Annotated in this window: 20 protein-coding genes and 1 other annotated feature; of the genes, 16 read left to right on the forward strand and 4 right to left on the reverse strand. The window is 35.5% G+C overall.

Translation table 11 applies throughout. From position 1 onward, the window contains the following. Positions 1 to 631: 631 nt before the first annotated feature. From MHH85_RS21300 to MHH85_RS21340, 9 genes are all read left to right on the forward strand, one after another. A complete protein-coding gene (locus MHH85_RS21300; RefSeq protein WP_340708428.1) occupies positions 632 to 1,732 on the forward strand; it encodes a glycosyl hydrolase family 8 in 1,101 nt (366 codons plus the stop codon). Next, positions 1,707 to 2,564 (forward strand): diguanylate cyclase domain-containing protein, encoded by an 858-nt coding sequence (locus MHH85_RS21305; RefSeq protein WP_340708429.1) that lies wholly within the window; start codon positions 1,707 to 1,709, stop codon positions 2,562 to 2,564. The genes MHH85_RS21300 and MHH85_RS21305 overlap by 26 nt, the downstream gene beginning before the upstream one ends. Further along, positions 2,554 to 4,269, forward strand: coding sequence for a DUF2334 domain-containing protein (locus MHH85_RS21310; RefSeq protein WP_340708430.1), 1,716 nt, complete (start codon positions 2,554 to 2,556; stop codon positions 4,267 to 4,269). Before MHH85_RS21305 ends, MHH85_RS21310 begins: the two co-directional genes overlap by 11 nt. Further along, positions 4,262 to 5,533, forward strand: coding sequence for a glycosyltransferase family 2 protein (locus MHH85_RS21315; RefSeq protein WP_340708431.1), 1,272 nt, complete (start codon positions 4,262 to 4,264; stop codon positions 5,531 to 5,533). The genes MHH85_RS21310 and MHH85_RS21315 overlap by 8 nt, the downstream gene beginning before the upstream one ends. Next, positions 5,530 to 7,656 carry a cellulose biosynthesis cyclic di-GMP-binding regulatory protein BcsB gene (locus MHH85_RS21320; protein WP_340708432.1) on the forward strand — a complete coding sequence of 709 codons (2,127 nt, stop codon included), beginning with the start codon at positions 5,530 to 5,532 and terminating at the stop codon, positions 7,654 to 7,656. The genes MHH85_RS21315 and MHH85_RS21320 overlap by 4 nt, the downstream gene beginning before the upstream one ends. Positions 7,657 to 7,841: 185 nt before the next feature. Beyond that, complete coding sequence (locus tag MHH85_RS21325) at positions 7,842 to 8,555, forward strand: AAA family ATPase (RefSeq protein WP_193737731.1); 714 nt, start codon at positions 7,842 to 7,844, stop codon at positions 8,553 to 8,555. Positions 8,556 to 8,567: 12 nt separating this feature from the next. Continuing rightward, on the forward strand, positions 8,568 to 9,002 hold the full coding sequence (locus MHH85_RS21330) for a GNAT family N-acetyltransferase (protein ID WP_340708433.1): 435 nt from the start codon (positions 8,568 to 8,570) through the stop codon (positions 9,000 to 9,002). A gap of 97 nt (positions 9,003 to 9,099) precedes the next feature. Continuing rightward, the gene (locus MHH85_RS21335) at positions 9,100 to 9,660 is read left to right on the forward strand and encodes a YdcF family protein (RefSeq protein WP_340708434.1); all 561 of its coding nucleotides are present in this window, start codon (positions 9,100 to 9,102) and stop codon (positions 9,658 to 9,660) included. Between the two features lie 18 nt (positions 9,661 to 9,678). After that, positions 9,679 to 10,098 (forward strand): NUDIX hydrolase, encoded by a 420-nt coding sequence (locus MHH85_RS21340; RefSeq protein WP_340708435.1) that lies wholly within the window; start codon positions 9,679 to 9,681, stop codon positions 10,096 to 10,098. 43 nt (positions 10,099 to 10,141) lie between these two features. On the opposite strand, the gene MHH85_RS21345 is transcribed toward MHH85_RS21340, so the two are convergent. Continuing rightward, the gene (locus MHH85_RS21345; RefSeq protein WP_193737728.1) at positions 10,142 to 11,179 is read right to left on the reverse strand and encodes an SEC-C metal-binding domain-containing protein; all 1,038 of its coding nucleotides are present in this window, start codon (positions 11,177 to 11,179) and stop codon (positions 10,142 to 10,144) included. 210 nt (positions 11,180 to 11,389) lie between these two features. On the opposite strand from MHH85_RS21345, the gene MHH85_RS21350 reads away from it, so the two are divergent. Next, positions 11,390 to 13,087 carry a M3 family oligoendopeptidase gene (locus tag MHH85_RS21350; protein ID WP_340708436.1) on the forward strand — a complete coding sequence of 566 codons (1,698 nt, stop codon included), beginning with the start codon at positions 11,390 to 11,392 and terminating at the stop codon, positions 13,085 to 13,087. Positions 13,088 to 13,248: 161 nt separating this feature from the next. On the opposite strand, the gene MHH85_RS21355 is transcribed toward MHH85_RS21350, so the two are convergent. Beyond that, on the reverse strand, positions 13,249 to 15,102 hold the full coding sequence (locus tag MHH85_RS21355) for an LTA synthase family protein (protein WP_340708437.1): 1,854 nt from the start codon (positions 15,100 to 15,102) through the stop codon (positions 13,249 to 13,251). A gap of 208 nt (positions 15,103 to 15,310) precedes the next feature. Between MHH85_RS21355 and MHH85_RS21360 the strand changes: the two genes are divergently transcribed. Then, a complete protein-coding gene (locus MHH85_RS21360) occupies positions 15,311 to 16,390 on the forward strand; it encodes an AI-2E family transporter (RefSeq protein ID WP_053419119.1) in 1,080 nt (359 codons plus the stop codon). A 9-nt stretch (positions 16,391 to 16,399) separates the two neighbouring features. Next, a complete protein-coding gene (locus MHH85_RS21365; RefSeq protein ID WP_340708438.1) occupies positions 16,400 to 17,020 on the forward strand; it encodes an NUDIX hydrolase in 621 nt (206 codons plus the stop codon). A gap of 832 nt (positions 17,021 to 17,852) precedes the next feature. On the opposite strand, the gene proS is transcribed toward MHH85_RS21365, so the two are convergent. Further along, complete coding sequence (proS, locus tag MHH85_RS21370; protein ID WP_340708439.1) at positions 17,853 to 19,283, reverse strand: proline--tRNA ligase; 1,431 nt, start codon at positions 19,281 to 19,283, stop codon at positions 17,853 to 17,855. Positions 19,284 to 19,323: 40 nt separating this feature from the next. Further along, positions 19,324 to 19,523 (reverse strand) — a binding site (T-box leader). An 81-nt stretch (positions 19,524 to 19,604) separates the two neighbouring features. On the opposite strand from proS, the gene MHH85_RS21375 reads away from it, so the two are divergent. The 4 genes from MHH85_RS21375 (at position 19,605) to MHH85_RS21390 (ending at position 21,931) form a co-directional block, all read left to right on the forward strand. Further along, complete coding sequence (locus tag MHH85_RS21375) at positions 19,605 to 20,144, forward strand: histidine phosphatase family protein (protein ID WP_340708440.1); 540 nt, start codon at positions 19,605 to 19,607, stop codon at positions 20,142 to 20,144. Between the two features lie 46 nt (positions 20,145 to 20,190). Beyond that, the gene (locus tag MHH85_RS21380; protein ID WP_193737722.1) at positions 20,191 to 20,658 is read left to right on the forward strand and encodes a hypothetical protein; all 468 of its coding nucleotides are present in this window, start codon (positions 20,191 to 20,193) and stop codon (positions 20,656 to 20,658) included. A gap of 411 nt (positions 20,659 to 21,069) precedes the next feature. Next, positions 21,070 to 21,297 (forward strand): hypothetical protein, encoded by a 228-nt coding sequence (locus tag MHH85_RS21385; RefSeq protein ID WP_193737721.1) that lies wholly within the window; start codon positions 21,070 to 21,072, stop codon positions 21,295 to 21,297. 28 nt (positions 21,298 to 21,325) lie between these two features. Beyond that, the gene (locus tag MHH85_RS21390; protein ID WP_193737720.1) at positions 21,326 to 21,931 is read left to right on the forward strand and encodes an alpha/beta hydrolase; all 606 of its coding nucleotides are present in this window, start codon (positions 21,326 to 21,328) and stop codon (positions 21,929 to 21,931) included. Positions 21,932 to 21,972: 41 nt separating this feature from the next. Here the strand turns inward: MHH85_RS21390 and MHH85_RS21395 are convergent, their stop codons facing one another. After that, positions 21,973 to 24,090 (reverse strand): MMPL family transporter, encoded by a 2,118-nt coding sequence (locus MHH85_RS21395; RefSeq protein WP_340708441.1) that lies wholly within the window; start codon positions 24,088 to 24,090, stop codon positions 21,973 to 21,975. Positions 24,091 to 24,103 lie beyond the last annotated feature (13 nt).

Here is a 24,103-nt window from a genome sequence, read left to right on the forward strand (position 1 = left end):
AGTGGCAATTTCGCCACTGGCTTTTTGATGAACTTTTGAGGCGATAATAATATCAGTACAAGAAGTTTTAAAGGTGTTAAATAGAAATAAAAACTAAGAGGTATCTCATAAGTCGATTTTTTGACTTCGGGATACCTTTTTTTATATACAAAGATAGAAAGTGTATCTATATTTTTAATGTTACTGATTATAGTTATATATCCCTGATTTTCCCGTTATAAAAACAAGGTGTAAAGTGGTAAAATAGAATTAAACAATAGAAAGTAATAGTAAATTATTGATTAATAAGGGTATAAAAACGACTTTTTTTATATACTGATATAGTAAAATAGTTGTCCGGCGCATTAAAAAAAGTAGGATATTAATAGCTTTATTTTGATAAATCATTTTTAATCAATAAATATAAAACTTTTTAAACAAGGAGAAGTAATGAAGATTGAAAAATAATATTAAATAACATTTAAGCTATAAAAGTGCTAAGGAACTGGTGCAATTATATTATTTCAATATATGTGTATGAGGGGAAATTTAACTGAGGTTTACTAATGACATAAAAGGGTAGCTGATAAACGTGGAAATCTGATTTCCTAATTTTGGTCATCTAGTAGACCCGATAGGAAGGGTATTATATATGAGAATACTAACAATGTTATTGCTATTTTCTGCACTTATTTTAAGCTCGTGTTCTTCATTTGAACAATCAGATAAACAATTAAAAGTGCTTCAAGCAGAGGTACCTAAAGTTGAGACAGAAGCATTTACTCAAAAGTACCTTATCCAAAAGGATGGACGTATACGCACTAATTTGACAGATCGAACTGATAACTATTTATCTGAATCAGTTGGATTATGGATGCAATATTTAGTTGAAAGAGATAGCTATAATCAGTTCCATAATCAAGTTGAAGTGCTCCGAAGCTATTTTTTAACTAACGATAATTTAATAACTTGGGAGTTAAATGGAGAAAAACAGGCAGCTACTAACGCTGCTATCGATGATTTACGCATTGTGGATGCACTATTTAATGCAGGTGAGCGATGGAAAAATCCAGCGTATACAAAACTCGCTCAACAGTTAGGGGAAAGTTTTGTTAGTGTCCAATTGAAAGACCACCTAATGGTTGATTACGTAGATTTGAAAAGTAAAAAACAGAGTAATGAAGTAACGCTTAGCTATATCATTCCTTCTGGTTTTGAACATTTACAAAGTGCGGGATTAATATCTTCTGATGTATATGAAGCAAACCGTAATTTATTATTAAAGGCTCCGCTCTCTAAAAAAGCATTTTATCCAAAGTATTACGACGTGGAAAAAGCTACTTATTACTATGATGAAGAAATCAACTTAATTGACCAGCTATATGTCGGGTATCATTCGTCTCAATGGAAAGGTAATACGGATAATCTAATGAAATTTTTGAAAATGGATTTTGCAACAAACGGAGGAAAGCTATTTGGCCGTTATGATGCAGAGACGCTTAGGCCAACCGTAAATTATGAAGCTCCTTCAGTCTATGCATTGGCGATCTTATTTTCATTAGAACGTGGTGATAAGAAGTTTACTCAGCAACTTTATAATAGAATGCGGATTTTACAACAAAGTAATAAAAAGCAGGGATTTTACGGAGGATACATTGATGTAGAAACGCTAGAAACACATGCATTTGATAATTTATTGCCCTTAATTGCAGAGAGGAAGGGATTGAATGGGGCGGTTTTTAAACACAAATAAGCAAACTCTATTGCTTATTACGATACTTATTTTGTTATTACAAATTCCTTCTTATTTCATGTGGGATTATGGGAGAGAAGGAATTCTTTTATATATTTTTTTAATCCTTTTAATTATTGTGAGCTTGATATTGGGAACAGTAACAGGTCTGATTTTTAGTTTAATCTTTATCTTCATTATTGGTAGTACTCTAATTTACTTTAATTACACTGATAGTGCGATTGTAAATACCTTTACGATGCCGATACAACTTTTTTTGGTATATGGACTAATGCTGATTGTTCTAGTGTTAATTGCAGGACGCTTGCAAGAAGTTATTATTGCCCGGGAAAAGCTGAATCAGCGATTGCAAGAAGAAGTACGCAATTTTATCGCTGTTGATGTAGAAACTGGTTTTGATAACAACTATCGAATGGGGATAACGATAACGGAAGAGATGATGCGTGTTGATCGTTACGGTAAATCATTTACTCTAATTCTATTACAGATCGACCATTTAAAAGATTTTAATAGACTTTATGGTGCTAAAGAGACAAAACATTTGCTTCAGGGATTAGCCCAAACAATGGATAAGGCAATGCGTTTGACAGATAAAAAATTCAGATATGATACAGATCGTTTTGCTATTTTATTGACAGAAACCGGTGGCGATTCAATTGATTTAGTAATCGATAAACTGGCTAGCAAAATAAAAACGCACCAGCTTTTAAGTGACAAATATGTAACTTTGACATTCCGTACTGGTTATTTTGTATATGAGCCGAAACTAGATACTTCATATGAGGAGATTATCGGTAGGGTTGAAAGTGAGATGGTTTCTCATGAACTATAAACGGTTGTTTCTAGGGATTTCCATCATAATTGTGATGTGCATTCAAAGTATACCTACATTCGCTTCAGTCTCAAAAGAGCAGAAGAAACCAGCAATATTAGTAGCTTATCAGTCAACGGATGGTATTGCCAATTCAGACATTCTATTCCTTGAAACAATTTTTGCAGGAATATCTGATCAAGTTCAGTTGTCGAGTGTGCAACAAGTAACAATAGAAACCATAAAAAATATAGATGTCGTCGTATTTGTAGGAGAAGACAGAAGTAATCTACCAACGCAATTTTTAAATGCTATAAAGCAATTTAAAGGCCATTTGATTGCTTTTGGTAAAAATACTGAACAACTCCCCCGCTTTGAAAAATGGCAATTCTTCGGTAGCAAATCGTTACGTACTTTGGATGGAGAGCCTCTTTCTAAGTTAATGAATATAGAATATGTTAAACCGCCAAAAGGTAGTGAAGTGCTAGTTGAAGGTACTAATTTAAATGCTAAATATCCTGTTATTGTGAAAGACGGAAATACATCATTTATAGCAAAAACAAATTTTTTATCCAATGATAATTATATTTTGTCACGAGAATTATTTAATTTACTAGACTTGCAAGAACCAATAAAACATCTAGCCTATATTCGTCTAGAAGATATTTCCCCTATATCAGATCCGAAACTTGTGAAGGAAACAGGTGAATATTTAGCGCAAAAGGGTATTCCTTTTTACATGGCACTAATTCCTGTTTATGTGAATAGTGAGTCAGGTGAGCAAGTGCAATTAAAAGATAATAAAGAGCTTGTGAAAGTACTACAGCATTTACAAAGCTTAGGCGGTATGGTTATCGCTCATGGCTATACACATTCGTATCGATATACAGAAACAGGCGAAGGTTTCGAGTTTTGGGATTCAATAAACAATCAAAAAATTTCATCTATTAGCGCTAGTGATGACCCTATAAAAATGAAAAAAAGAGCTGATTTTTCGACAAAGGAAGCATATCAACACTATTTGGGATCAATCGATGAGATAGAGAAGAAATATATTGAAGATAAAATAAAGCTCTCTATTGAAAAATTAACAGAATTAAAATTGTACCCAATTTCCTTTGAAGCGCCACACTATTCAATGAGTTCAACGGGATATGACATTATTGCACAACATTTCACATCTATATTCGGGCAAGTTCAATTATCAGATGATACGTGGAAAAGAATGGGCGCGCCGTTAATGATAAGTAAGCCATCACTACTAAGTGATATGACATTATATCCTGAAACGATTGGCTTTATTGATCCAAGTAGGCCAGAGCCATTGAAAGAAATGGAAGAGAAAATAAAAAAAGTGCAGCAGGTTCCCGGTTCAGTCATTGGCGGTTTTTATCATCCATATTTAGGGATGGAGTATTTGCCTGAAATGGTGAGTTTAATAGAAGAAGTACCCAATTTAGAATGGCTCGACTTACGGAAATCGAAACAAATTGTACAGTCTGAAAATATCATGATTCAGCAAGAAGATGGAGAGTTAAAAGTAGTCTCCCATATTAAATGGACAGACAAAGTAAAGCAAAGGATGGGAGAAAATCCATTTGAAATGGTGTTATGGATTTTAGCAATCATCGTCGCATTATTTGTTATAGCATTCTTTATTTATGTTGTGAGTTTACGTACAAAGCTGCGAAAACGATTGTTTGAGGAGCGAAATATAAATGGCTAATATATTATTCTACATTGCGCTATTTTTAATATGGATTATGCTTTTATACCATATGTTCTTAATGCAAGGTGGCTATCTTCACTTTAAGACATTTGAGAATGTTATTCCTGAATGGGAAAAGAAAATGGTCGATTTACCTACAGTAAGTGTTTTTATACCCGCGCATAACGAAGAGGTTGTAATTGGACAAACTTTACAAGCAATGTCGCGGTTACATTATCCGAAAGAGAAACTTGAAGTAATTGTTATAAATGATAATTCTTCAGATAGAACAGGTGAAATTGCACGGCAGTTTTCAGAAAGGTACTCCTTTATTCGCGCCATAGAAACAGAGCCTCCGAATAAGGGAAAGGGTAAGTCATCCGCGTTGAATGAGGCGTTAAGAAAATCATCTAGTGATGTGATTGTTGTTTATGATGCGGATAATACACCGGAGAAAATGTCAGTTTGGTATTTAGTCATGGGATTAGTAAATGACCCAAAGGCAGCAGCAGTGGTTGGTAAATTTCGAGTTATCAATGCGGCAAAAACATGGCTCACACGTTTTATTAATATTGAAACGATTTGTTTTCAATGGATGGCACAAGGTGGCCGATTTAAATGGTTCAAAGTGGCGACGATTCCGGGGACTAACTTTGCGATAAGAAGAAGTATCGTAGAAGAACTTGGTGGCTGGGATGTTAAAGCATTAGCTGAGGATACTGAGCTAACCATTCGTGTTTACAATAAAGGCTATCATATTCGATTCTTTCCTAAGGCTATAACATGGGAACAAGAACCTGAAACACTAAAAGTTTGGTGGAAGCAACGAACTCGCTGGGCACGAGGGAATCAATATGTCGTCCTTAAATTCTTGGGGCAATTTTTTAAGTTAAAACGCAAAAGTATTATTTTTGATTTATTTTATTTTTTCTTTACGTACTTCCTATTCTTTTTCGGTGTTATTTTATCAAATACTCTGTTTATCATTAATCTCTTCTATGATTTAAATCTATCAATTGGAAATGTAGCTCTTGCACTATGGATCCTGGCATTCCTTTTATTCTTAGCTGAGGTGATGATTACGCTAAGTATAGAAAAAGCAGAGATGAATCGAACAAATTTCTTTTATGTAATATTAATGTACTTTACGTATTCACAAATGTGGATTGTTTTAGTTGTTTATTCATTATTTTTAGAGATGAAAAGGGTGTTATTTAAACAAGAAGTGAAATGGTATAAGACAGAGCGCTTTGAACAAAAAGATAAAGGGGAAAAAAAATGAAGCAATATCAGTTATTAATAGCGAGTTTATTATGCATAATTATAGTGGCTTTGGCACCGATAAAGAGTGAGGCTAACACTATAATTTCAATCGATGGAATAAAAGTGAATAATACTAAAGGCACGAACCAAACACAACCGATTACCAATTCGCCTATTACATTAAACGGCCCAGCAGGTGAGGTCACTTTCTACTATGAATTAGTAGCGGATGCAAAAGGGCAAGAAAGTAAAATTGTATTGAATACTGAAAACTCTGAGTTACTAATTGCACCATCATCTCTGTCAGTTAGTATAGATAATAAAATGGTAAAGTCGATCGCAATTAATGGAGATAAGCCTGTACGTGAAATGACTGTTCCAATTAAAGGTGATGCTCTGAAAGAAGGAGTTCATGCTGTAACTGTTAAATATTATGGTGTGCTAAAAGAAGGTATTTGCGTTAAGCAAGGTACCTCAGCTAATTGGCTTACACTTAATATCAATTCATATTATCAGTTGAATGGTCTAGTAAAAAAATCAGATGTTTCGTTAGGTGAATATCCAACTAAATTTGTTGGAACTGAGGAACAACCTGTATATATTGTAATACCAGATAAGGCTTCAACAAGTTCGTTAAACAGTGCACTTCAGATGACTAGTTTCTTAACAAATCAATCAGGTAGAAAAAATACAGTACAAATTATTAGAGAATCTAAAATAAAAGAATTAAATCAGAATGTAGTATTTATAGGTGTACCTTCTGAATTTTCAAATTCAAATATAAAAAAACTATGGCAAGATGCTAATGTGAAGCAAAAAGCAAATGCACTTAACCTATCAATTCGTACGTTAAAACAAGGGCAGCAAGAAACTTCAGCAATGTTTGTAACAGCAAACAAGGCAACTGATTTAGAAGATAGAATGGCTATTTTAACTAATCCACAATTTTCAAAACAACTGAGTGGCTTAGATTTGTCGGTAAGGGATATACCAAAACAGTTGAAATTGACACAGAATGGTAGCGTCACATTAGAACAATTTGGTGCAGAGAATATTACCCTTGATAGTCAGAGTACTAATAGCGCACATTATTATTACTATGTTTCAGCTGATACGCAACTAAATAAAGCATTTACACTTAATCTAAAATTAAAGAAATCCGAAAGTATTACATCTATAAAAGAGCAAACGGAATTAGACACTAGTACGAATATAGAGTTAATCGTAAATGTAAATAATATACCGCATTCGGTGAATCTACGTACCTTAGCAGATAGTAAGGATGGAGTTTACAATGTTAGTGTACCAATTGATGCTAAAGCTATTAGAGATAACCGTTTAATAGATTTGCAATTTCAAACTACTGGTTTTGGCGTGAATGATCCTTGTAAAGAAACAGATGAAAAACGTTGGATTTATATTGAAAAGGATAGTAATTTTACATTTCCAATAATACAAAAAGCTAATGAACAAAAGGGAATCACATTTGCTGCATTTCCTTATCCATTTGTAAGTACGGAAGGGATGACCGTTGTTGTTTTACCTAAAAAAACAGATGTTTCAGATGAACAATTACTAAAATTATATAGTGCGATTTTGCAAGGTGTTCAACAACCGACTATACAATTAAAAACTGCTGAGCAAGTAACAGCTAATGATGTTGAAAAAGCGAATGTTATATTTATTGGCGGGCCGAATGAACAACCTTTGCTACAAAAAAAGGTGACTGATTTGATAGTCTCATATAATGGGAATAAGGCTGTACTAAGTGATGAGGGCTTTGTTTCGGAAACGGCTCAACAATTTAGCTGGATCCAAAATAACCCTTGGAGTAAAGGTAATAATTCAATTCTTGTAATAGATCATCAAGGGTCAACTCTAGATTATATGGAAAATAATTTTCTTGAAGAAATAATACACTCTGATGAATTGGCAACAGTCGTTGTACAATCTAGTGACAAGCAATTTTTTACTAATGCTGAATATGTGAAAACAAGTAAGCAATTAAGTATCGATAGTAAAAATGGAAAAAGTAATAACTCAATTTCAAAATGGTGGATTGTTGGGTTCGCAGGATTACTCTTACTAATTGGATTGTTGATTTTTAGGGTTAAAAGAAGAAAGTATAAGAAGTTAAGATAGATTGAGGCAAGACTAGTTCAGATTAAATGGGCTAGTCTTTTTTAGAAATGAATTACTAATGAAATCAATAAAAAGGCAGAAATGAATTATTTTACTTTAGCTATATTTAAATACCCTTGGAGCATTGATAGCTCTTAGGGTATCTTTATTATAATTATGAAAATGTTCAGAAGGAGGAACATGGCATGTTTCTAAAGAAAGTAACTTTATTAAAAGACGGTACTGAAAATTTAAGTGAATATCCGTTCAGCATTCCTTCATTACAAGTACTTGAAACATTAGAATTTACGCAAAATGTAACGTTTTTTGTAGGTGAAAATGGTTCCGGGAAATCAACATTACTAGAGGGTATTGCTGATAAATGTGAGTTTAATACAGCAGGTGGAAGTCGCAATAATTTATATGAAGTACATGCTGCAGAATCTGTATTAGGGAACCACTTACGGTTATCTTGGTCGCCAAAAGTGATGAATGGTTTTTTCCTTCGGGCGGAAACGTTTTATCAATTTGCATCACATATCGATTCGGATCCTTTGCATTTAAAAGCATACGGCGGAAAATCTTTACATCAACAATCCCATGGAGAAGCGTTTCTTTCACTTTTCAAAAATAGATTTGGCAAAAAAGCCATTTACTTATTAGATGAACCGGAAGCAGCGTTATCACCCGCTAGACAATTATCATTAATGCGCATTATGAAAGATTTAGAAGGTGAAGCACAGTTTATTATTGCAACACACTCACCTATTTTACTTGGTTATCCAGGAGCGACTATTTATGATTTTGATAGTCAGCCTATTCAAGGTGTACGTTATGAGGAAACATTACATTATATTTTAACAAAACGTTTTTTAGATAATCGGCAAGCTATTTTACATGAGCTTTTTGCTGATGATTAAGGGAGAGAGAAAATGAATTATAAATACATTAAGGGAGTTCCTAATGAAGAACTTGTCAAAGGTATACAAGACCTTCATAAGCATGTATTTGAAGGCGCAGAGCTAGAGGTAAGCGAGCTAAAGGAGAAGCCTCAATTGTTGTGCTGTGTTGCTATAGATAATACCAGGTTAGCTGGTTTCAAATTAGGGTATGAGATAGAAGAAGGAAAATTTTACAGTTGGCTTGGTGGAGTTGATACGGATTTCCGTGGTCAAGGAGTTGCTTCTCATCTAATGAAGCTACAGCATAAAGTACTACAGGAGAGCGGATACAAGAAAATTCGTACAATAGGGAGAAATCACCGCCGAGCGATGCTTATTCTTAATATTAAGCATGGTTTTAATGTTATCGAAACATTTATAAGTAAAAAAGGTACTCATAAAATAATACTAGAGAAGAATTTATAATAATTTTAATATGTGAATCTTTTCCATAATCCTTATCGTTAATAAATAAAAAGTGGAAGAGGTTGATATGTTGAAAGGTTTAATGAGGAGGCTTTTAATGATTGGAGGAGGCATTGTTGTCGTAGTCGGTTTAACTTTTTGGAGTGTAACAACTAGATGGCTGTCAGATGGTGCAGAGCCGAAAGCAGATGGCTCCAATGAGTATGCACTTGTGCTAGGTGCCAAAGTGAAGAAAGGGAGCGTACCATCAAAATCTCTTTCCTATCGCTTAGATGCTGCGTTACAATATGCAAAGAAATATCCTCACGTTAAGTTGATTGTGTCAGGTGGTCAAGGACCGGATGAAGATGCTACGGAAGGGTCTGTTATGCAAGCATATCTAGTTAAGCATGGTTTAAGCCCTGAACGTATTATAATAGAGGGAAAAGCAACAAATACCTATGAAAATATTGTTTATTCTTTAAAGTTATTGGATGAGGATATTAGTGATTTAACTATCATTTCAAGCGATTATCATTTAGCAAGAGCTAAGATGCTTGCTAATCGAATGGATCTTAATGTAGATGTGGTTACAGCGAAAACGCCGAAAATTATTGAGGCAAAAGTACGTTTCCGTGAACGTTTTGCACTAGTAAAATCATATATTCTAGGTAGGTAGTTAATAGGAGGGTGTTAAGTGAGTATTTATAAATGGCAAGGTGCTGCAGGGGTTTGTTTAAATGACAACGGAGAAGTATTGATGGTTCTTCAAGCAGCGCCAGGTGAAGATAAGAAATGGACAGTACCTAGTGGTGGCGTCGAAGGTAATGAAACGTTTGAGGAATGCTGTCGTAGAGAATTTTATGAGGAGACAGGTTATGAAGTAAAAGTGATAAGAGAACTTTATACGAAGTCAAACGAACTTAAAGCGCTAGGGATTGAGATTGATGTACATTATTTTCATGTCGAAATCATAGGCGGAGAGCAAGTTAACGCAGATCCCGACAATTTAATTTATGAAATCGCGTGGAAAAAGGGTGAAGAGCTATTGTCCTTATCAATGGCATATTCTGACGATGTACCATTGTTGCAGGAATTTATTCGAGCATTAAAATAAAAATAAAAATAAAAAGGCAATCCCAAATTGGATTGCCTTTTTGTTATTGTGCTAAAAATTCGCTAATTTGGTCGCGATATTTTGATACAGATGAAGCGGATACTTCGTAGTATGCTGCAACATCTTTGACTTTTGATAAACCGCCTTCAGGTATGATAGCAGCTGCTTGTCCAGCAAGCACTGCACCTGCAGCGACAGTATTGGCTTTTTTAGCTTTTACTGTGTTTTGTTCTAAATATTGTTGTAGTAAGGCAGTGAATGAATCAGCAGATAGATTGTATTCAGTTACGTATTGCTGTACTAGTTCAAGAATTTCAGTTTGGAAAGGTGATAGTTCACTTTCTGTTACTGTTTTCTCTACTTCAACAGCTTTAGTCACAGGTACTTCTTCAACAACAGTAGCTGCCACTTCTGATTGAACTTCTGGAGCAACAGCTTCTAGGAACGTTTTGTACAATTCAAATGAATCAGTAACATTACTTTCAAGCTTGCTAGCTAAAGCTTTTGAAATATTTACTTTGTCATTTGGAATGAAAATAACGCTACTTGTTGCAGTTAAACCATTTTCACCTTTACGCTTATCCGGCATGAAAATACCGAATAACCAGTTACCGCTGAATTTCTTAGATGGAGAGCCAGTCATCAAATAACGTTTTTTAGATACTTCATCTATTAAAGTAATTAATTCGCCATTTTGCGACTCAACTTTTGCAAGTAAGAAAGCAGGTGTTAACCAAGCTGATAAAATATCTTTTACTTGCGGACGAATAGGTTGTGCTAATTGTTTATTTAAATAGTTTCTCCACAAATTTGGGCGATCAATATAAATATATGTTTCCATAGCAATTGTATCTATTAAACTGTCTGCAAATGCAGGATTTAATGCATTTTGCCATTGATGATTGCGTTTTTCTAATGCATGATAGTCAGCTGTATTAAAGGATTCTTTTACAAAACCTTCCACGATGCGATCGATATCTTCACTTACTAGTGTTGAAATATCTCCTACTGCATTTTTACCACAACATTTTTTGTATTTTTTACCACTGCCACATGGACAAGGATCGTTACGACCTATCAATGTAAAGCACCTCACTTTATAATTAGGCATGAAAATAGGTTAGCACAAAATGAGCTAAAACATAAGTCTTTTAGACGTAGTATTTTAAATAAGTAATTAAATACCATTTTTTTAACTAATTACGACAATAATAGTTGCAATATTTCTGAAAATATTGAACAATAAGCTTAACGTTTCGACTATCGAAAGATAAAGGGGAGAGGGAAACATATGACAACATTTAAAGACTATGAATATAAAAAACCAGATTTAGCTGCTACTAAAAGTAAATTTCACAAACTTTTAGAGGAATTTAAAGCGGCTAAAACAGTAGAAGAACAAAGTGCAGTGATCAGTGCTATTAATGAATTACGTAATAATTTTTCTACGCAATCTACTTTAGTAGAAATTCGCGCTTCTATTGATACAAATAATGAATTTTATCAAAAAGAAAGAGACTATTTTGATGAAATTAACCCTGAGATGGATGATTTAGTCACTGAATACTATAAAGCTCTAACAACTTCAGCGTTTAAACAAGAATTACAAGAGAAATGGGGACAGCAATTATTTGATTTAGCAGAATACCAAATTAAATCGTTCTCACCAGAGCTCATCTCATTGATGCAAAAAGAGAATAAACTAACATCGGAATATTCTAAATTAGTGGCTTCAGCTCAAATTGATTTTAATGGTGAAGTATTAACGCTTGCACAATTAGGTCCTTATGGAGAATCGACAAACGCTGAAACTCGTAAAAAAGCGAAAGAAGCAAGCTTTGGTTTCTTTAAGGAAAATGAAGCTAAATTTGATGAGATATATGATGAACTTGTAAAAGTACGACATGAAATGGCAGTGAAACTAGGTTATAAAAACTTTGTTGAGCTAGGTTATATTCAAATGAATCGTATTGATTATAACGCTGAAATGGTGAAAAAATTCCGTGATCAAGTAAGAGATTATATTGTTCCTGTAGCAAATAAATTATATGAACGCCAAGCGAAACGCATAGGTGTAGATAAATTAAAATACCAAGACGAAGGATTAAATTTCTTAACAGGTAACGCAACACCAAAAGGAACACCTGAATGGATTGTGGAAAACGGTAAAAAAATGTATGAAGAGTTATCCCCGGAAACTGCTGAATTCTTCAATTTCATGATTGATAATGAATTGATGGATTTAGTAGCGAAAAAAGGAAAAGAGGGGGGCGGTTATTGTACATTTATCGATGATTACGAATCACCGTTCATTTTCTCAAACTTTAATGGTACTTCTGGTGATATTGATGTGTTAACACATGAAGCAGGGCATGCTTTCCAAGTATATACGAGCCGTAATATAGGTATCCCAGAATATATTTGGCCAACATTTGAGTCTTGTGAAATCCATTCTATGAGTATGGAATTCTTCACATGGCCTTGGATGGAGCTATTTTTCAAAGAAGATACTGATAAATACAAATTTGCTCATCTAAGCGGTGCGTTATTATTCTTACCATATGGCGTAGCTGTAGACGAATTCCAACATGTTGTGTATGAAAATCCTGAAATGACACCAGCAGATCGAAAAGCTGCTTGGAAGAAGATAGAGGAAATTTACTTACCACACCGTGACTATGATGGTATTGAATATGTAGAGCAAGGCGGTTTCTGGCAGCGTCAAGCTCATATTTATGCTAGCCCGTTCTATTATATTGATTATACGTTAGCGCAAATCTGTGCATTCCAATTCTGGAAACGCTCAAGAGAAAATCATGAGGAAGCATGGGCAGATTATATCCACCTTTGCCAATTAGGAGGATCACAATCTTTCACTAATCTTGTAGCGGAAGCAAATCTAGTATCGCCTTTTGAAGAAGGTTGTGTTGAATCTGTCATTGATTCAATTGAGGAATACCTAAATTCAGTTGAGGATGACAAATTGTAAAAGGTATCGATTAGGCACAGGTAAATATCTCGTCCTTTTTAATCATTTTAATGATTGAGAGGGGCGAGTTTTTTCATTTATATTAGGACTCGTAAATTAAAAATTATTTACGCATAAAAAAGCCTTATTGAATTAATTTAAGTTTTCAATAAGGCTTTCTACTATTGTCCGATTTGCTCTCGCCGAAGTTGATCGGAGTATTGCAGTATCGTCAATGTATTATTTATATTTTTTTGTGATCTGTTTGTGAGTTTTGCCTTTTTCATTGTTTCCCTCGTTAACAATGAGGCGGGATGCTGAGCACTTGGTGCGATATACATCGTGTGATCGCTTATATAAGAGCCCCCAGGCAAGTAATAACGCATACCGAGTAGATTATGTTCATATTGGAATAAGTTATGTCCTATGAGCTGTGAAGTAGGTTCAATGCCAAGTAAATTCAAAAGTGTAGGCATTAAATCCGTTTGTCCACCAAGATGTGAAATTTGCTCATTGTCAAAGATTCCTGGTACCGTAAATAGTACAGGTACTATGAATCGATCATTCAAATTGTAAGGGTGACCAAGCAAATCTTCTAATAGCACTTGGTCTTCTTCTGTTACAGGTTTTCCATGTAAACCAGAATGATCACCATAAATGAGAATAACTGAATTATCGTACAATCCTAACCGTTTAAGATTCGCAACAAATTGACCAATTTGCCTATCTGTATAACGAACTGATTGTAAATAGTCTCCAACATATGTGTCGTTGAATTCCGTTGGTAATTCTAGATATTTGTAGTCTTCAGGCATTTTAAATGGCGTATGGCTAGTTAGTGTAATGATATTGGCGTAAACTCGATTGAATTGTTGTAACAAGCTCAGTACTTGTGATTCAGCAAAACGAAATGTTACTTCATCTGAGGGACCAAACCCGATAATTTGTTGTTCTGGAATATCTTCTGATGTATAAACATGGTTAAAACCAAGTGCAGGATATAGCTTATTACGATTCCAATACGATATATCATCTGCATGAAATGTGGCTGTACCGTAACCTTCTTCACTCAGCATTCTAGGTAAGGAAGCAACTTCTGAATCCTTTAGTAAATTGACAGTAGGGTCCATGCCTTCAGGATAAAGTCCTGTATGCATAACCCACTCAGCATCTGAAGTGTTGCCTGCACCGATTTGTTGGTAAACATTATTGAAATACGCGCTATCTTCTAATAGCTTATTCAGATTTGGTGTAATTTCTTGTCCATTAATATCTCGGTTAATAACAAAGTTTTGTAATGATTCTACTTGAATTACAAAGACGTTGCGATTTTTAGCGACACCAAATGTTTGGTGCTTGTTAAATGGAACATACTCATTGCCCTTTAGTTTTTCAAGATCGGCATCAGTTAGCTTTTCTTGAGTAGCAAGTGCGACACCAAAACTTCGAGCATATAATTGGACGACTTGTGATTGTAAGTAGCCATTTTCTTTAGCGAAATAAGATACATCAATCAGTGGTTGCCTAAATGCTAGGCCTGTCGTTATAACACTTATACATGTGAAAGCCAGGAGCCCTTTTCTAGCACCATTGTAGTAAAGTGGTTGTTTGTCTTTAGTGAAATAGTGAATCAAAGGTAGAAATAAAATAATATCTAAGAAAAAAAGGTAATCATAGGGGGTTCCAAGTAAGGCAACTGTACCACCGACCGAATGAGATTGATAGATTTGCTTGACGTCATAATAGGAAGGTAAAGTTGAAAAATACCGAGTGTAATACAATATGACGATAAATAAAGTAGATAAAACAGCATTGAAAATCCATACAGCAAGCCATGTACGCTTTTTAAATAACACTACGACAAGAGTAAGTGCCAAAGCCCACATTGGATACTCTAGTAACACAATTTGTGAAACCGAGCGGTTGTGGAAAATCACCGTACGAAATGCGATTATCTTCACAAGTAATACGGCGAGAATGAGAGTATATGGATGTAGTAAATATTTCTTGGCCACATGAGCCCAATTGCTTTTCATTACACCATCACCTTTATGTAAAGTTCTACTAAATAACGTAACAACACCCAACTGGAAAATCAACTAATGTCACTGGAATTACTTATTTTTTTTAGAATATTTGTATTATTGTATTTTCTATTATAACTGTTTGATTTCTTTTCCTACATAAAATATCGTATACTTAATGATAAAATGGGCCCATTTAGGCAATAAGGAAGTGAAGTTTGTGACGAAAAAGTTATGGTTTCAAACAGGTGTCGGTATATTACTCGCTTTATTAATAGTTAAGTATTTTTTAGAAATTAAACATTTGTTTTATCCAGTGGTTATTATTGCGAGCGCAATTTTTACTCCACTTTTATTAGGCGGAATTTTATATTACATAACAGAGCCAATTCAGCGTTTTTTAGAGAAACGTAAATTTCCGCGCTGGGCAAGTATTTTGACCATAATTATTGCATTAATAGGAGCACTTGGGGGCTTTGTCTCGTTGATTGGTCCTTCTATTGCAGAGCAGATGAATCATTTAGTAAAGAGCACACCTTATTTAGCAAGTGAAATTACAGATATGGCTGATTATATCCAAGATAATCGTGGAAGTTTTCCAGATCAAGTAAATGAATTTATAGATAAGATGGCAAACTCTATTCAAAAATACGCAGTAATGACAAGTGTATTTTTAGTACAACTAATACAAACGATTGTGTCATGGGCATTTATCTTAATATTGGTGCCTTTCTTCTTTATCTTCATGTTAAAGGATCATGAGAAATTTGCGCCATCAATGTATAAACTGTTTTCTGGGAATCGTCGTGAATGGATAAAGAAAACTCTGTCGGATATTGATGATGTGCTGCGCTCTTATATTCAAGGACAACTACTAATTAGTCTATTATTAGCTACTATGATGTATATCGGTTATTTAATAATTGGATTGGATTACGCATTGTTATTAGTTGTTTTTGCATTTTTCATGAATGTCATTCCATTTATTGGACCGTGGATTGCATTTGTCCCAGCCCTAATTATTGGATTTTTACAAGACCCCAAGTTAGCCATTTGGGTGTGTGTTGTCACATTAGTAGCGCAACAAATTGATAGTAATTTAATTACACCGAATGTTATGGGTAAATCATTAGATATTCATCCACTGACTGTTATTACAATCATTTTAGCCGCAGGTAACATTGCAGGATTCCTAGGTATCTTACTTGGTGTACCAGCTTATGCGGTTGGGAAAGTAATTGTGAAAAATATTTATGAACATCGTAAAGAAATTCGTTCAGCTGCAACAAAGAATGTGTAGGTGCCAAATATGGACAGTGAATTATTAAGAATATTTAATGATGAACATGAACCTATTGGTGAGGCAACTAGAGAAGATGTACATGCGAAAGGCTTTTGGCATGAGACTTTCCATTGCTGGCTTGTTAGTAAGGTAGAAGATAAGTACTATCTTTATTTTCAACTCAGAAGCACTTGTAAGAAGGATTATGCAAGTCAGTTTGATATAACGGCCGCTGGGCATTTGTTAGTGAATGAGCGAGCTGAGGATGGCATTCGTGAATTACAAGAGGAGCTTGGATTGCCACTTACGGTTAATGATATGAAAAAGCTTGGGGTATTTGAAACTTGTATACAACAGCCACCGATGATCGATATGGAATTTGCCCATGTGTACTATGTATTTAGTGATGCAGACTTTGTAGGATTTCAATTACAAGAGGAAGAAGTTGCTGGTATTGTTCGAGCAGAGCTAGGTACAGTGCAGGACTTCTACTCAGGTAAGTGTAAAACTCTATATGTCGAGGGGTTTGAAATCATCGAAGATGGAAAGAAGATACCTCTTGTAAAAAATGCTATACACGCTGATTTTGTTGAGCATAATGCATCCTATATGGATAATGTTTTAGCAAAATTAACAGAAGTTTTATAAGAAAAGCACGTTGCAAATGCAACGTGCTTTTTGTTTTGTTGAAGCTAGGTGACGTTTTTTAGTGAGCAATCGGACACTCAAAGTCAAAGGGAGCCTTTGATTCGACCCTTCCAGTGCTAGTCGAGGGCCGACAGGATGTTGGTCAGATAGCCGTTGCCACAGGACGTGGCGGTTTTAGGCTATCTGCATTTACACGGGCCGCTTCAGCATTAAGAATATCCGGCTTCAGCGGCCAGCCCCTCGAGGTCACTTCCACTTTCTCGGTCGAAAATTAAAAAGATATTTTCGATTCGAAAGTTCCAGTGCTTGTCAGGGCTAAACGGGCCGCTTCAGCATTAAGGTGTATCCAGCTTCAGGCGCTAGACTCTCGGGTCGTTTCGGTCTCTCGGCACAAGACAAAAAGCGTCTTGTGTTCGAGCCCTCCAACGCCTGTCGAGTCTGGTCAAGCGCCATCAGCATTAAGGTGTATCCAGCTTCAGGCGCTAGACTCTCGGGTCGTTTCGGTCTCTCGGCACAAGACAAAAAGCGTCTTGTGTTCGAGCCCTCCAACGCCTGTCGAGTCTGAACGAGCGCCATCAGCATTAAGGTGTATCCAGCTTCAGGCGCTAGACTCTCGGGTCGTTTCGGTCTCTCGGCACAAGACAAAAAGCGTCTTGTGTTCGAGCCCTCCAACGCCTGTCGAGTCTGAACGAGCGCCATCAGCATTAAGGTGTATCCAGCTTCAGCGGCCAGACTCTCGAGGTCACTTTCACTTTCTCGGTCGAAAACTGTAAAGATGTTTTCGATTCGAAAGTTACAGTGCTTGTCGAGTCTTGACGGGCCGCTTCAGCATTTAATATGCCTTGGCCCATACGACCATTTTTTCTGCTGGTTTGCTGCAACAGATGCATGCTTCTGAGATATGTTCTTGTTCGAATGGCATACATCGGGAAGTTGCACCTGTTTCTTCTTTTATCTTATCCTCACACGCTTGGTCACCACACCACATGGCTTTGATAAATCCTTGTTTTTCTTCAAGTTGTGTTTTGAATGCATCAAATGTTTGAACGGTAAATGTGTTTTCTTCGCGGTGATTTAGTGCTTTATTGTATAAATCATTTTGTATTTCTTCTAACATTTCAGGTAATTTTACTTCTAGTTCATCTAGTTTCACGATAACTTTTTCTCCTGAATCACGACGGGCTAGAACCACTTGATTATTTTCGATGTCTTTTGGTCCTACTTCAAGGCGTACTGGAATACCTTTCATTTCATACTCATTGAATTTCCAACCTGGTTTTTTGTCGCTAGCATCAATATTAACTCGTGCCACTTTGCCAAGACGCTCTTTTAAATCATAAGCAAAATCTAGGACGCCTTCTTTATGTTGAGCTATTGGTACAATCATTACTTGTGTTGGTGCAATACGTGGAGGAACGACTAAGCCACGATCATCGCCATGAACCATAATAAGTGCTCCTATTATACGCGTTGTGAAACCCCAAGATGTTTGATGAACAAATTGTTGTTTTCCTTCTTTATCAAGATATTTAATATCAAATGCACGTGCAAAACCATCTCCAAAGTTATGTGATGTTCCTGATTGTAATGCCTTCCCGTCATGCATTAGCGTTTCGATTGTGTAAGTGGATTCAGCGCCTGCGAATTTTTCTTTCTCAGTTTTTTGTCCTTTTAATACAGGAATAGCTAAGTACTCTTCACAAATTTGAGCATACACATTTAACATACGTAATGTTTCTTCTTGCGCTTCTTCTTGAGTAGCGTGAGCAGTATGCCCCTCCTGCCATAAAAACTCGAGTGTACGCAAGAATGGACGTGTCGTTTTTTCCCAGCGGACAACATTAGCCCATTGGTTATAAAGTTTTGGTAGATCACGATAAGAATGAATAATATTAGCGTAGTGTTCGCAGAATAGTGTTTCTGATGTTGGGCGGATAACTAAGCGCTCTTGTAGTTTTTCATCCCCACCATGCGTAACCCATGCCACTTCAGGAGCAAATCCTTCAACGTGATCTTTCTCTTTTTGTAATAAGGATTCAGGTATGAAAAGAGGCATATAGACATTTTCATGCCCTGTTTCTTTTAGTTTTGCATCGAGTTCATTTTTGATATTGTCCCATAATGCATAGCCATAAGGACGGATAATCATAGAACCACGAACGCTTGAATAATCGATTAAATCAGCTTTTGTTACTACGTCTGTATACCATTGAGCAAAATCCACATCCATTGCTGTTACGTCTTTCACAAATTGTTTTGCCATTATAAACACCTCTTCTTTAAAATAAAAAGCTCCGCCTTAAATAAGGGACCCATTACGGCGGTACCACCCTTATTTAAAGCGAAGCTTTACTCTCAAACATGTTAACGACTGTCGCCGCATCATTTTTCAATGACGAACTCGAAGGTAGGTTCAAGAAGCTGTTAATAAGAATCTTCCACCAATCAATTCTCTCTCTATAAAAACAGTCTATTCTTTACTAATCCTTGTCTTTGTTTTAATTATTGTTGTTTGTGATTATAGTATTGTCTAAATAGTATGTCAATACTATATAATATTATTCAGAAGATGGGGGAGTTGTTAATGAAGAAAATTTATATTATTCGTCATTGTAAGGCTTCGGGGCAAGAAGTAGAGGCAGCGTTAACCGTTGATGGGATTGAGCAGGCTAAACAATTAGCAGAGAGATTACAACAATACGATATAAAGAGAATTATTTCTAGCCCTTTTACAAGAGCAATTCAAACGATAGAACCATTTTCTAAGAAAATGAAAATAGAAATTGAACAAGATGAAAGGTTAGCTGAACGCGTATTAAGTACACAAAATTTTGATGATTGGTTAGATAAGTTGGAACAAACTTTTCTCGATGAAAATTTGAGGTACATAGGTGGAGAATCAAGCAAAGAAGCAATCGCACGAATGGAACAGTTAATCAAAGAATTACTCGAATCATCTACTACTGATACTGCAATTGTTTCGCACGGCAATCTATTATCATTACTCATTACAAAATATAATTCGAAATTTGGTTTTACAGGATGGAAAACTATGAGAAATCCTGATGTATTTTTATTGACCAAAGATGGACAAGATGTTGATATAAAGCGAATTGATATATAAAAAATGCTATACTAAAGGATGAATGCAAAAGAAAAAGGAGTAAATTATGTTAACATTTGAACAAAAACAAGCGATCATCGAAAGTTTCCCTCAATTAACTCGTAAAGAAATTTCGATGAAACGATTAAATTATCACTTTGATGGTAGCCAATATGAGAAAAAAATTGTGGTAGAAAAATTACACCCAAACGGTAATGGTTTTGTTTACGTAGGAGATTTACTACGTTATAAAGCAGACGATCGTGGTTTAGTAAATATTCGTGATTTCTCTGAGCAAGAGCTTCGTGAAATTATTGAAGATGCCCTTATGTATTTATCTGAAATTGATGAAGTAGTTCCTGAAGTGAGAATTGAGCAAAGCTGGCGTAACCGTAATGATGACCAACTTCTTTTAGTAGAAGAAGATCCTTTTTGGAATGTTTATCATGGCTTCAATTTAGAAGAAAGTTTCGGAACTCGTGATGATGCGGAAAACTATTTATATTCAGAAGGCTTTAAGCCGTCTAAAAAATGATGCTAACAATATCGTTTGTTTGCGGTATATGAGCGACCACCAAAGGACTTGCTGTTTCTAGCTGATCCGTCTGAGCACTTGATTGCACAAAATATTCGCGATGGTAAGTGTTATATCGCGAGTATGGCGGATGAGTGTTGGGGGTGGTCGTTTTGTTGATTTATAATACAAAAACTATCCAGATAATGACCATAGCGGTAGCCGGAAAATGTCAGGGACATGGCTTTGGTATTTCACTTATTCAGTAAGCCATAAGTGAAGCGACAGAAAGTGGTTATCGCCGAATTCTAAATGCTACTTGTAACTTTAGCATTGGACAACTGGCGCTGTATCAAAAATATGGATTCGCAGGATCAAAATTGAACATATCTTATTAAATATTATAAAAAAGTAATTTTGAGAACGGCATACATGTCGAGATCGGAAAGTTCTCGCAAAGGAATGCTAAAGGAAGTAGGGAATTTTATGTCTGGTAAAAAAACGGTTATTGCATTAATTTCTGTCGTAATAATTGCAGTTATATTGATTGTCCTTTCAATTCAACTATTTTATAAGAATCATCCTACGCAAGGTTCCAAAGCATATTCATTGACTCCTAGTACTGTTCAATCTATAATTATCTCGAATTCAAGATATTAATTATAGAATATAGATAGGGGGATTCTCCGTGCAACATATTTTCATTAAAGGTACTGATGATAGTAAGCCAACATTGTTGTTGCTACATGGTACTGGTGGGAATGAACATGATTTAATCTCTTTAGCAAAAGAGATTGATCCATCAGCTTCTCTTTTAGGTGTACGAGGAAATGTAGTAGAGAATGGTATGCCACGCTTTTTCAGACGTTTAGCAGAAGGCGTTTTTGATATGGCTGATTTAGAGGTCCGTACAAAGGAATTGGCTGAATTTATCGACGAAGCAGCCGAGCGATATAGCTTCAATCGAGAGAATGTTGTAGCAATTGGCTATTCTAACGGGGCAAATATTGCGGGTAATTTGTTATTCCGTAATGGGCCAGTTGTGAAAGGTGCTATTTTGCATCATCCAATGGTTCCAAGAAGAGATATTGAAGTGCCGGTATTACCACAGTTACCAATTTGGATTGGTGCTGGTAAAAATGATTATATGTGCCCTCCTCAAGAATCTAAAGATTTAGAAGGATTGTTAACAGCAGCGGGGGCAGAAGTAGAAGTATATTGGAGCGATTATGGTCATCAGTTAACACATGATGAATTAAAAGCAGCAAAAGCTTGGTATGCAAATCACTTTTAATAAATATGAAAAGAGGCAACCTGATTAAGGTTGCCTCTTTTTTATTTGCGATTTTTCTTTTGAAACGGCATCCACCAGTTCCAGTCACCTAATAATTTCATCAGACTTGGTACGAGCATTAGACGTATAATTGTCGCATCAATAGCAATGGCAATGGCAATGCCTACACCTATTTGCTTCACAGGCATTACATCTGTGAAGGCAAATGCACCTGTAATAACAATCATAATTAACGCAGCAGATGTAATGATTTTACTTGTAGAAGTAAGTCCATCAATCGTCGCGCGTGTATTACTCGCTCCTTTTTCATATTCTTCTTGAATCCTTGAGATAAGGAATACTTCATAGTCCATACTTAAGCCGAATACAAGACAAAATGTAATAACAGGTATGATTAATACAATTGTCCCTTCCTCTATTCCGAAACTTCCGTATTGGAAGATATATACGAGAATTCCGAAAGCTGATGATAAGCCAATAATATTCATTAAAATAGCCTTTATAGGAATTAACACAGAACGGAATGCAAGCATCAAAATAAAGAATGTAGAGACAATAATAATGGATAAAGCTATGACGATTTTATTTGAAATTTCATCGAAAATCTCTTGATTAAACTTCGCTTCTCCACCAAGCTTAAAGTTCATGTTTAAATCTTTATCTGACCACTTTCTCACCCAATCTTGTGCCTTTATAGAAGCTCCTTTAGCATCTAATGTAATTGGGATAAATAACTGTTTATCATGTATAAAAGTTTCTTTTAAGGGTTTTAATTGTTCGCTAGCAGAAAGGTTTTCCATACTTTGCTGCCAGTCCTCTACGCGATTGATTTTAGATTCCGTGAAAATGGTCTTCACATCGAGGACTAAGTCATCATTCTGTAATGCTTTTTGTAGCTTTAGGATGGCATTTAAACCAGCTTTGGAATCCCATCCATCTTCACGTTCTGCTAATAAGTAAACTGTAGAATTTTTGCCTAAATTAAATTCTTTTTGTAGTTTCTCAAAAGAAGTACGAGAATCATATGAAGTAGGTAAAGCATCCATTGTTGGAATGGTTAGCTTCATATCCTTCACAGGGACAATACCGATTCCTAAGATAATCAAGGAAATAATAGCAATTGTCACGGGACGTTTCATAACCAGTGTTGCAAAACTACGCCAACGCGATGCACTATTCGGTTTCACCCGAATAATCGTCCATTTATTTAAGCGATCACCTAGTAACAATATGCTTGCAGGCAACAAAGTTAATGAAGCAACAACTGCTAGGAAAACTGCAATTGTACCACCTAGTGCGATATTATGGAATATTTCTACTTGGATAACAATCATAGCACCGAGACCAATCATGACACAAAATGCAGAAAAAATAATCGAACGTCCGGCAGTTTGAATCGTTGTTTGCACAGCTTGTTGAATGGTAGAGTGCAATCTTTCCTCACGATAACGATTGATAAACAATAATGCGAAATCTATGCTGAGTGCGAGTCCAAGCATAGGAATAATATTCATTATGAAGATTGATAAATCAAACTGTCCACTCAGCATAGATAGTATGCCAAACGCAGATACGACAGTAATGATACCAATTACAATTGGGAGAATTGAAGCAACAACGCTACCAAATGCTAGTAATAACACAAGTACTGCGATGGGCAATCCAATTGCTTCTGCGTTAGCTAAATCCTTTTGACTGGCTGTATTAAGATCGGATGAAATCACCGACCCACCTGTAATAGTAATTCCTTGTTTATTGTTTATTTTATCTCGTATCTTCGGTACTACAATTACCATATCCTCTATAGTATTATCGAAATTTAAAATAGCATAGGAGATATTCTTTTTATGAAGTTTCGAGTCCTTTAAAGGAGATTGAATAGAATCGATTTCCTTTACCTTTTCGATTTTCTGTAATGTAGCTTCAATATCTTCGTCTTTGACATTATCAAATACGACAAATATGGTTTCAGCAGGTAGACCAAATTCTTCTGTTAGTTCGTTCATAACCGCTTGATGATCGCCATTAACTTTAAAACCATCGCCTTTTAATTGACCAGGTAATTGAATAGCAAAGTATGCAAAGATAATGAACAATGCACACCAAATCGTTGCGATTATTTTATAATATTTTGTTATGAATCGAGATAAACCTTGCAAATGTATGTACCAC

Source organism: Viridibacillus sp. FSL E2-0187, assembly GCF_038006425.1.
Lineage (GTDB): Bacteria > Bacillota > Bacilli > Bacillales_A > Planococcaceae > Viridibacillus > Viridibacillus arvi.